11 protein-coding genes and 1 pseudogene are annotated in these 11,350 nt (G+C 27.9%); 9 read left to right on the top strand and 3 right to left on the bottom strand.

Translation table 11 applies throughout. From position 1 onward, the window contains the following. The first annotated feature begins 224 nt into the window (after positions 1 to 224). The 6 genes from F811_RS0109710 (at position 225) to F811_RS0109685 (ending at position 5,096) form a co-directional block, all read left to right on the top strand. On the top strand, positions 225 to 608 hold the full coding sequence (locus tag F811_RS0109710) for a VOC family protein (protein WP_020005053.1): 384 nt from the start codon (positions 225 to 227) through the stop codon (positions 606 to 608). Positions 609 to 618: 10 nt separating this feature from the next. After that, entirely contained in the window at positions 619 to 2,307 is a 1,689-nt protein-coding gene (locus F811_RS0109705; protein WP_020005052.1) for an amidohydrolase, read from the top strand. Between the two features lie 84 nt (positions 2,308 to 2,391). Further along, entirely contained in the window at positions 2,392 to 3,174 is a 783-nt protein-coding gene (cdaA, locus tag F811_RS0109700) for a diadenylate cyclase CdaA (protein WP_026364409.1), read from the top strand. Next, positions 3,171 to 4,190: a CdaR family protein gene (locus F811_RS0109695; protein WP_020005050.1), complete on the top strand. Its 1,020-nt coding sequence runs from the start codon at positions 3,171 to 3,173 to the stop codon at positions 4,188 to 4,190. The genes cdaA and F811_RS0109695 overlap by 4 nt, the downstream gene beginning before the upstream one ends. A gap of 3 nt (positions 4,191 to 4,193) precedes the next feature. Beyond that, positions 4,194 to 4,556 (top strand): NusG domain II-containing protein, encoded by a 363-nt coding sequence (locus tag F811_RS0109690; RefSeq protein ID WP_020005049.1) that lies wholly within the window; start codon positions 4,194 to 4,196, stop codon positions 4,554 to 4,556. Positions 4,557 to 4,565: 9 nt separating this feature from the next. After that, on the top strand, positions 4,566 to 5,096 hold the full coding sequence (locus tag F811_RS0109685; RefSeq protein WP_020005048.1) for a Gx transporter family protein: 531 nt from the start codon (positions 4,566 to 4,568) through the stop codon (positions 5,094 to 5,096). 104 nt (positions 5,097 to 5,200) lie between these two features. Here the strand turns inward: F811_RS0109685 and F811_RS16060 are convergent. Beyond that, a pseudogene (locus F811_RS16060) lies at positions 5,201 to 6,095 on the bottom strand (Rpn family recombination-promoting nuclease/putative transposase). Positions 6,096 to 6,170: 75 nt separating this feature from the next. Beyond that, on the bottom strand, positions 6,171 to 7,919 hold the full coding sequence (locus tag F811_RS0109675) for an LTA synthase family protein (protein WP_020005047.1): 1,749 nt from the start codon (positions 7,917 to 7,919) through the stop codon (positions 6,171 to 6,173). Between the two features lie 194 nt (positions 7,920 to 8,113). Here F811_RS0109675 and F811_RS0109670 point away from each other — a divergent pair, with 194 nt between their 5' ends. The 3 genes from F811_RS0109670 to F811_RS0109660 are packed head-to-tail and all read left to right on the top strand — an operon-like array spanning position 8,114 to position 10,596. Next, positions 8,114 to 8,899 carry a hypothetical protein gene (locus tag F811_RS0109670; protein WP_020005046.1) on the top strand — a complete coding sequence of 262 codons (786 nt, stop codon included), beginning with the start codon at positions 8,114 to 8,116 and terminating at the stop codon, positions 8,897 to 8,899. A 44-nt stretch (positions 8,900 to 8,943) separates the two neighbouring features. Beyond that, the gene (locus F811_RS0109665) at positions 8,944 to 9,732 is read left to right on the top strand and encodes an outer membrane beta-barrel protein (protein WP_020005045.1); all 789 of its coding nucleotides are present in this window, start codon (positions 8,944 to 8,946) and stop codon (positions 9,730 to 9,732) included. Between the two features lie 15 nt (positions 9,733 to 9,747). Further along, positions 9,748 to 10,596 carry a hypothetical protein gene (locus F811_RS0109660; protein WP_020005044.1) on the top strand — a complete coding sequence of 283 codons (849 nt, stop codon included), beginning with the start codon at positions 9,748 to 9,750 and terminating at the stop codon, positions 10,594 to 10,596. 391 nt (positions 10,597 to 10,987) lie between these two features. Here F811_RS0109660 and F811_RS0109655 read toward each other — a convergent pair. Continuing rightward, the coding region (locus F811_RS0109655) for a PepSY-like domain-containing protein (RefSeq protein WP_020005043.1) at positions 10,988 to 11,350 on the bottom strand (363 nt) is incomplete at its 5' end.

The raw sequence follows: 11,350 nt of genomic DNA, 5'->3' as shown, positions 1-11,350 counted from the left end.
TAAAACATTATTTTTATGATTGATAAATTTCTAAATTTTTATATATAATTCTGTCAAGTAGTTTCGAAACAAGTCCAATTATTTCTATTAAAATAAATTCTTAATAATTTTTAATCGATAGTTCATTATTTTTGCTGTAATTACTCATATAAAAAGAAAATAGCTGTTTTTTATTTTTATATTAATGTTATAATAATATAAGAATTTTATTATGAGGCTATAACATGAAAATATCTCATATTGCTGTTTGGGTTAAAGATTTAGAGAGTATTAAAAATTTTTATATTAAGTATTTTAACTGTAAATGCAATGATAAATATGTTAATGAGAAAAAAGGCTTTGAATCATATTTTCTTACATTTGAAGATAATTGCCGATTAGAAATAATGACTAGAAAGGATATAAAAGAAAGAAACACTAATTATGATATATACGGTTTTGCTCATATTGCAGTATCTGTTGGAAGCAAAGAAAAAGTTGACAGCCTTACAAAAGAATTAGAGAGTGATGGATTTAAAATCGCATCATATCCAAGAACTACAGGCGATGGATATTATGAGAGCGTAATACTAGACAATGAAAATAATAAAATAGAAATAACAATATAAGGGGATAAAAATGAAAAATACATACTTCTTCATCTTTTGCTTACTAATAGGTTTTATTATTAACTCTTGCTATGATAAAACATCGCATAAAATAAAAGTTTATCATAATGGTAATATACTCACTATGAAAGGAGATGAGGCTTCTTATGCTAAAGCTATTGAAGTAAGAGATAATACTATTATGAAAGTAGCCTATACAGAAGAAGATAAAAAAAGTTTAGTAAATAATGTATATGCTGAAATAGTAGACTTAAAAGGAAAAACTTTAATGCCTTCTTTTATAGATGCACATAGTCATATGGTGAGATTTGCTCAGTCGCTTACTACAGTAGATTTGACAGGCTCTACTAATATGCTTGAGATTGCTCAAAAAATTACTAATTATATAGAAGTTAATAAATTAAAACCAGATGCTTGGGTAGTTGGTTTCGGATATGATAATAATTTACTGCCAAATAAAAAAAATCCAGACAGAGATGATTTAGATAAAATTTCTACTACTCACCCAATATTTATAACTCATGCTTCAGGACATGTAGGAGCTATGAACTCAAAGGCATTAGAAGAGTTTGGAGTTAATGAAAATACTCCAGATATACCAGGCGGTGTAATAGAAAGATATCCTAACAGCAGAAAACCTACTGGATATATGGAAGAGGCTGCATTTATGCATTATGCACAGAGTATCAAATTTTCTTTTACAGATGAGGACTTGATGAACTTCATTAATCAGGCAGAAGATGTTTATTTGGGATATGGTATTACAACAGCACAGGATGCATTAATTTCTACGGCAGAATTTCCTCTTATAAATAATATGATAACTAATAACAGATTTAGAATTGATGTTATAGGTTTTATAGATTTGAAAAATTCTTATTCATTAGCAAAAACTAATAGTGATATGATAGGTAATTATAGCAACAGATTTAAAATAGGAGGGTATAAAATATTTTTAGACGGTTCTCCTCAAGCAAAGACAGCATGGTTAGAACAGCCTTATGTAAGCGGACCTGCAAGATACAGAGGATATGGAATATATAGTAACAGCGATGTAGAAAAATTTGTAGAAACTGCATTAGATGATAAAATGCAGCTTCAGGCTCATTGCAATGGTGATGCAGCAGCAGATCAGTATATCAATGCATTCAGTAACGTTATGATAAAAAGAAATACTACAAATAATTACAGAGCAGTTTTAGTACATAGTCAGATAATAAGAGAAGAACAGTATACTTCTATGTCAAATCTTAATATAATACCTTCTATATTTGTAGCACATGTATATTATTGGGGAGATGTACATTTAGCAAATTTAGGTATGGAAAGAGCTTCTCAGATTAGTGCTTCAAAAACAGCATTAAATAATAATTTGGGATTCACATATCATCAGGACACACCCGTTATAAAACCTAATATGCTTGAGACTATTTGGTGTGCTGTTAATAGGGTTACAAGAGACGGTGTATTACTAGGCGAAAATCAGAAAGTTACTCATTATGAAGCTTTAAAGGCTATCACCATTAATGCTGCTTATCAAAATAAAGAAGAGGATATAAAAGGAACCATTGAAGAGGGTAAATTTGCAGATTTGGTGATATTAAGCGATAATCCTCTAACATGCGACCCTATGAAAATAAAGGATATAGAAGTGCTTGAAACTATCAAAGAAGGAAAAACTTTATATACAAAAAAATAAATAATGTTTTAATAATATCAAACTTTTTTATAAACGTATAAAGTTATTTACAAATCTTTATATTTATGCTATAATATTACAGCTATGTTTTACAGTGTTAGTAATTTTATATCAACAACAAATTGGCGATATTTCTTTTATGGTCTGGATATAATATTAGTTGCAATACTGTTTTATATAATATATATGCTTATGTATAATACCAGAGCATACAGCATAGCAGTGGGCTTTATTATCCTTTTCTTCATTACAATAATAGCAAAAATATTCGGACTTTCTACATTATCATGGATATTTGATAAATTCTTTCAAGTTGGACTTATAGCTATAGTTGTACTTTTTCAGGCAGAAATTAAACATGGGCTTAGAATATTAGGCGGAAGGGCTTTTTTAAAAAAGTCATTTAGATATGATGAAGATCAAATTCAAAAAATATTGAGTGCTACTTTTAATTTATCATATAAAGGATACGGAGCATTAATCGTTTTTCAAAGAAATATATCTCTTCACTCTTTAGTAGACAGAGCAGTTAAACTCAATGCCGATATATCTATGGAGCTTGTAGAGTCTATATTTTTTAAGAATAATCCTATTCATGACGGTGCTGCTATAATAATGGAAAACAGAATAGCTGCTGCCAGTGCATATTTGCCTCTTACAGAAATAGAGCCTCAGATAAAAAACCGAAGACTTGGTACTAGGCATAGAGCAGCACTTGGTGTTTCTGAGCAGACAGATGCTGTTGTTATAGTTGTTTCAGAGGAGACTCAGTGCGTATCTATAGTGCATAACGGAATACTTGAATATAATTTAAGCAGAGAAGAGCTTGACAGAAGAATAGGGGAGCTTTTAGAGATAAAAAAATGAGTGAAAAAAGAAAAACAGAGTTTAAAAAAAAGTTTAGCTATAAAAAAGTGTTATACTATATAACGAATAGATTTTGGATAAAGTTATTATGTCTTCTTATGTCTTTTTTGCTCTTTTTATTTGTAAGATATCAAAAAGAATATACTAAAGATTATATTACTAAAATAGAAATCAAAAATATACCTTCAAGGCTTCTTATAGCAAATCAGGTACCAGAAAATGTTACTATAACATTAAAAGGTTTTAAAGATAATGTTTATGAACTTCCTACAGAGTTCAGTGCCTATATAGACCTTACAAATGCTTCAATAGGAAGTAATATGTATGAAATTTATTTAGCAGGAGATATAGATTATAGTAAAATGAATATTACAGTATCTCCTAGTAAACTTCCTATAGTTTTAGATGAATTAGCATACAAAACTGTGCCTATAGAAGTGCCTACTATAGGGGTAGCTTCTCTAGGGCTTAGTGTTGATGATATTATAGTTAATCCTTCAAATACTATTATATCTGGACCTAAAAGTTTAATATCTTCTATAGACGAGATAAAAACTTATAATCTTGATTTAACTGATAAGTATTTAGACTATTCAGCAATATCAAGACTTAATTTGCCTAGAAATATCAAATCTGATGTATCTAGGGTTAATGTTAATGTTATTTTTAATAAAGATGTTGAGAGAATGGAGTTTAATAATATTGCAGTTAATATAGATAATTTAAATAGCAGATTTAATATTAATAGCGATAGTGCATTTATTGTTAATAAGGTAGTACTAGAGGCTAATAAGGTCTTGCTTACAAATGTATCTTTAAATGATATTTTGCTTTCTATAGATTTGAAAGATATTACAAATGCAGGCGTATATTCAAATATATCTGTGGAGGCAAATATACCTATTCATACAAAATTGGTTCAGATAGAGCCTTCATATTTTGATGTAGAAGTTATTGACAGAGAGTCAGGCATTACTAATATGATTGAATCAACTAATGAAGAGGCAGCTCAGTAATTGATGAGAAATTTAAGATTCGGAGATATTATTATATTTATTTTTATAATATTATTTTCTTTTCTTTACGCCAAAACTCTTATACAAAATAAAAGCAGTAAAATAATAATAGATTCATATAATAAATCATTAAGATATGATTTAAATACTGACAGAGAAATTATCATTGAAGGCTTGCTTGGTGAGTCTAAAATAGTTATAACTAACGGAAATGTAATGTTTTTAGATTCATGCTGCAGAGATAAATTATGTGTTAAAGCAGGTATTTTGAAAAATGCTCCTATAATATGCATGCCTAATGGTATATCTATAAGATTTGAAAAAAATCTTGAAAATGATATAGAGATAGATTCTATTGTACAATAGGAATTGTTTATGAAATTTTTTAATGACATAAAAAATCATACTGGAAAAAGAAGAATATATGATATAATATTTTTTGCTTTTATATCATCATTTATAGCTGCTGTTGAAAATATGTTTCCAAGACCTATACCTTATTTTAGAATAGGTTTTTCTTTTATTGTAATATTAATGGTAATAGATGTATTTAGTTTCAAAGAATTTATTCTTCTTATACTTATAAAAAATGTATCGGTTGCTTTAGTGTTTGCATATATATTTACGCCTCCTTTTTATTTGGGGTTATGCGGAGGAATTAGTTCTATTATAGTGATGAAATTAATGAGCTATTTTAAAAATGTATTTTCTATTTTTGGTATAAGTTTAGCAGGTTCTCTTGTAAGTAATTTATCGCAGGCATTTTTATCAAAGTATTTATTTAGTCTTCCAGACATTAGTTTTTTGATAGTGCCTGTATTTATACTTTCGCTTATAACTGGCAGTATAGTAGGTATTATTACTATGGTATTATGTAGCGATAAGTCTGTAATTCGAGATAATTAATTGAATATCGAAGTTTTATTACTTATTTTTAATATATAAATTTCATGATATCTGTATATTTATAAGTTTCTTATAAATACTTTTATATTAGTAATTTTAATCACTTACAATTTTTCTATTTCTTCTATACTTAATCCTGTATTATCACTAATAAACTTTATATCTAAACCAGAATTTTTTAAATTTCTAGCTATTGTGATTTTGTTTTCTTTAATACCTTCTTTGATACCTTCTTCTCTTCCTTTTATGATACCCTCCTCAATACCCAATCTTCTTTCTTCTTCAAGCATTATCTGATTGCCGTATAGATATGCCTGTCTTTTATCATATTCATTCATCATTAATCTATCTTTAATAAAGTTATTGTATCTTTTTTGTACTTCTTCCATTATAGGTTTTTCTTTTACTAATTCTGACATTATAACCTCCTTATTATCTTTCTCTTTCATAGTAAAAAATTTAATCCAGCAATTCAAATCAGGATTTAGTAAATTATATTTGAACTTATCTAATTCTATTATATGTATCTGCAGATGGTCTGTTAGTAATCTATTATTAGTATCATAAATCATATAGCAGGGAATGTACGTTATCATTATCATCTAAATTAAAATTAAGCAAATTAATACTAATTACTGGAGTTAAAGCATCGTATTTTTCTCCATGCTTTAATAATTTACTGTAATTTGAAGCCCAATAATATAATATTCGTTCTGGGAATCTTGAATTACCTTGTAATTGTATTTCTATAATTACAACCGTTCCATTCTGAGTAATGCATTTTACATCAACAATAGTTTCTTTGTCTTCGTAATTTTCTTTATAGTTAAGGCATCTGCCCGCCTTCGGCGAAGGTGTCAGTATTTCTACTGATCTAAAAGTTTTCATATTAGAATCAAGCATTATAGAGTTAATGAAATCAAGCAATATAGGATTGCTGTCTTGTGATGAAAATAGATATCTCATAAAATAATCATTCAAAACATTAATATTTCTCATAATACTATTATACAAAAAATAATTATAAAAGTAAAGTTTAGTAGATGGTATTGATATAGTTGTATAATTAATTTATTATTTGTCATTATTTATATAAGTATAAATATATTTTTTGCCTCTTAGTATATCTTCAGATAATATTTTTTGAGCATGATTAACTATATATGAAGTGCTGTCTTTTTTTACTTCTATTTTTTTTATACTTCCATTATCATTAGTATAGAAAGCGTTATAATATCTTATAATATTATCTATTTTATCCTTATATAAAAGTGATATTATAGAGTTGGTATAATTTGCTTTTGTATTTACTGCTACAAACATAGGAATATTTTCTGGAGGAAATCCGTCTTCTTCAAATCTATAAGCTCCGTTTGTGCCATTCCATATTAACATAGGAGATATTGTATTATCATTGAAGAAATCTTCTTTTATGTTGTTATCTATAGATGAGTTTTCTATTATTGTTTTTAAATACGGATATAAGTGATCATGTTTAAATATTATAATTGCATCAGGATATTTTTCTAATATAGTGTCTCTTGTATCTATTATATCTTTGGCTGCTAATGCAGAGTTTTCCATAGTCTCTATAAGTACTGGTATATCTTTTTTACTTATTTTATCCATCAATCTTTTATTGTTGTCATATACGTTTAAATCATTTTCAACATGGCTTCCAGCATGCCCCATAAATGTAAAACCTGCCAAAAATATAGGCTTATCATAATTATTAGTTTTTATATAATTTTTTATATTAGTAAGTCCCAAACTGAAAACTACTTCTTCCATTCCAATATTTGGAAGCAATGCATCAAGATAATAAGTTACTCCCGATTCTTCTAATGCTATTGTATGATATCCGTTATCTTTCATAATATAAGGCAAAGCTGTATATATAGGAGTTTTTTGTTTTTTAGGAAATAAAGGAGAAGAAGCTATAAGTCCAGATGTTCTTGCAAATAAACTTCCGTAGCTATCATTAGGTCCCACTCTTGTAGAATTACTTGCCCATTCTCTGTATTCTTTTGGGAAAGGATCTTTATCCATAAGAGGAATAAAATGTTCATAATCGTAAAATGATTCCATAAATATTACAAATACATTTCTTTTTTTATCGGTATCATATGGAAGTATTAAGTTTGATATATCTCTTTTATTTTGAATGTCTGTTAATAATTTTAATGCCTCTTTAACACTTTCTTTATTGTCTCTTGCTTCTACAGATTTATCGTATGATATTCTATAGCTTATGGTGTTGATAATTCCGTATTTATTTGCTATATCATTATAGTCAGCGTATATTGAATTAATTTTTACAGGTCTGAAAAATGATATATAAGTTACAAATATAACTACTATTGTCATTACAACGGCTTTTTTTATATTTGTTTTATACATTTTATAAAGCCCGTATATAAAGTATAAAGCATAAGCAAGTAATAGTCCGAAATAAAGAACTGTTGCAGTAATAGTGATTATTTGCATATATAGCGGAAGTACCTCTATAAGAGAAGGATACATGTCTGGCATATCAGTAAAAAATAAAGGTTTTGCTTCTATTGTCATTCCTAATGGTTCTATTGTGAAAAAAGAAAATACTGCTACTATTATAAAAAAGTATGAAGTTAATTTATTTTTATTTGAAAGTATATATGATATTATTGAAAACACATATACATAAATTATATCTATAATGCTGAAATTCATTTTGTTTACAGAGAACATTGGAAATATTAATTGTGTTATAAGATAGTACATTATTATTATCAGTATTAATGATATTATCAAAAAACTATTATTTTTTAATGTATTGTATTTCATATTATTATCCGAAGTATAAAATATATTAATGTTAAATTATACTATATAATTTTTTTTACACAATTTATTTTTTGTTTATTTTTGCTTAATTGTTTATATGACAATATGCATACTTGTTTGAAATGTAAAAAAAGTGCTTGAATAATATGTTAACATATGGTAGTATAAAAATTATATTAAATAAAAGGATAAAGATGAAAGCAGCAAAAATATTATTGGTATTATTTGCTTTTACTTCTGTTTCGTTTGCAAAAAGCGGACTTGAATTAGGTGTTTTTGTTCCTATGGGAATAGGAGTAGGAATTCACTACTATAATAAACCGCCTTCAAGTCTAGACAAAGCTCAAAGCAATACTTATAACAGCTATATAAGCAATAATACAAGAACTTCGCATGTAGGTTTTGAAGCAAGAGTTTTGTTTCAGGCGGGATACAGACTAGAACTCAACAGCGATATGAGTTTTAGTTTTATGGGAGAGTTTGGATACAGCAGAGATACTCTTAATTACAGAGCAAATGATATTAATACAGATTCTTTGTCTCTAAAAATGCAGAAGTATAGATACTATAATTTTAATAGCATTGTTATAGGTGTACTTCCTCGATTTAATTATCAAAGATTTTCTTTAGGTATAGGATTCGGCATGAAAATTATTATAAGCGGTACATTTAATGATTCCAGCTATAATAAACTTTTGGGCTATTCTACAGAAACTATTAAAATGCTTGACACAAAAAATTATAAAAATTATTTTTCTTCTAATATAATACCATATTTAAAAGTAACTATTGATTATGCAGTATATACATCTGCTAAATTTGATTTTGTTGTAGGGGCATATTTGGGATATGACTTTGCTTTAAAATATCCTAGCAGTGTAGGTAAAATCAGCGGTACTCAAGTAGATGTTCCTATAGGTAATATGTCTAGTGTGGATTTAGGAATTCAGATAGGTACTAGAATAAGACCTATGAATTAATTTAAGTAAAAAATTGTAGTAAAAAAATAATAACAGAGAAAATTATGAAAAGATTATTAAATATATTTATAATATTGCTTTTATTTGCAGCAAGCAGTCTTTTTGCTAAAAGCGGCATAGAGATAGGTATATTTGTTCCTATTGGAATGAGTGTTGGGTTAAACAGTTATTCTCTAACCAACAAAAATCCTACTAAACAGCAGCAGGATAATTTTGAAACTGCAGTAAAACAGTTTGAGAGAAAATCTGCTGTGGGGTTTGATGCTGGGGCTTCATTTCATATAGGATACAGATTTGAGATTAATAAAGATATGAGTGTTGGTGTTCTTGGCGAATTAGGATATGCTCATGATGAGTTTTCTTTTTATAGAAACAGCAGTGATAAAAATTATAAAGATACGCTAAATTATACACTTGAAAGTTTAGCTATAGGAGTATATCCCAAATTTAATTGGAAAAAGTTTTCATTCGGATTAAATTTAGGATTAAAAATTCCATTATATGCAAAATCAATCTCTGCATATACAGATTATAAGAATAAGAATATCGATAGAAACATAGAGTATTATAATGCTTTTCAAGTAAAAGACTTGTTTAAAGTTCAGGCAATGGGTTATATTAGATTTTCTGTAGATTATTCTGTTTATACGGATAAGAAATTTGCATTAGTATTGGGCGGATATATAGGAGGAGATTTCGGCTTATCATTGAAAAAACCTTCTATAAATAATCAAACTATTGCTAATCAGAATATTGCAGCACTTACTAAACAAACAGTATCTAGTTTTGATATAGGTTTTCAGGTAGGTGTTAAAATACTTCCCAACAATTAATTTAAGGAGATATATATGATAAAAAAATTATTTGTATTTAGTTTGGTGTTATTGTCTGTTTTTGGATGTACTAATAGTGCATTAAAGCCAAAAGATTTTAGTAAAGAAACTATAGATGAAAAATATCCTTACTGGCAGGTAGGTATAGAGCGTTTTGAGATAGACAGCAGATTGACAAAATACACCACTATTACAGTAGATGAAAAAAGATATATGCTAATATGTATGGCACTTCTTAGACTTGCACTTAATACTGAGGAGTTTGTAAATGGTGTAAATGAAAAGAAGAATGAATTAAAATCTTCTGTTGGGGATTCTTATGACGGACATAATTTAGTATATGGAGACCAATATGAACCTCAAAAACTAATTGACTGTATACGTTCTCTTAAATACGATTTTGTATATGTGAAGATGGGTACTGCTGCTGGTTCTGGTACAGGCGAAGAAGGAAAATCAAGATATTTACGTTACGGACTTCAGCCAGAAAGTCAAATACCTATTGGAAAATGGGTAGGATTTAGCACAGGTAATTGGGGAAGTTCTGAGTCTGTTTTGTTTGGAGATTATTTTACTTATCTTAAGCAAAGTCAACCATATGCTAATTTAGCAGGTTTAATGTTTCATGAACATTTGCATAATCTTGGTTTTAATCATTTTGGAGATTATAAAGTTCCTTATGCTCTTCAGGGCATAGTAACTGACATTTTAAATAGAATATTATGGAGAGATGCAATAAACGGTACTAAGCCAAGTTTAAAAGATAAATATAAAAAACAGGTTGAGGAACTTATAGCTTATTACCTTACAGAATACAAAGATTTATTGACAGAAGACAGTATATTTGATCCTAATGTGAAATAATTAAATATTTATAAAAAATAAAGGACTTATGATTATTCCATAAGTCCTTTTTAGTTATTAGACTTCTTTTAAAAGTACTTGACAAATAATTTCATGAGTTTATTATTTTATGCTAAATTATATAATATTAATTATTAAATAAATCGTATGTTTTACATGTTGTATAATTTATCATTTTAATATATAAATATGCAGTCTTTCGCGTCTGCGGGCTGTGCCTGCTTCTTTGGGTCACCACCGAGTAGGTGCCTATTCGGCAAAAGAAGTGGGGTGCGGGGGCTAGTCCCCGAAATTATAAATAAAAATAGTTTTGAAACAAGTCTATTTATAAAAAATAAAGGACTTATGAAAATAATCATAAGTCCTTTTTAATTATTTAATATTTAAACTATTAGTCTAATTTATCACCTACTATTTTACCGTTGTTATCAACATAAACTTCTCTATTGTTTCCTAGTTTTAATTTGTAGCTTAAATATTCTTTGCTTATTTCTAATACTGGAACTTGAGGATATTTTCCTTCAACAGCTTTCATTATATTTGCAGGTATAAATTTTGTAGGTAAAGGGGTACGTTCAGAGCCTACATCAGTCCAATCACCGTTTCTGTCAAAGTCAATTTCTACTCCGCTTTGAAGTTCTGCCTTAAAACTATTTCTGTCTTGTTCAGCATATACAACAGGGTCATTAGCAAAATTAGCACTTATAAAATCCTGAGCTTTTTTTGGAAGCTGATTTGCTTGTATAGGCATGTC

Origin of the sequence: Brachyspira innocens ATCC 29796, assembly GCF_000384655.1 — a bacterium.
GTDB classification, from domain to species: Bacteria; Spirochaetota; Brachyspiria; order Brachyspirales; family Brachyspiraceae; genus Brachyspira; species Brachyspira innocens.
The sequence above is the reverse complement of the archived record's forward strand: the minus strand, read 5'-3'. Positions and strand labels throughout refer to the sequence as shown.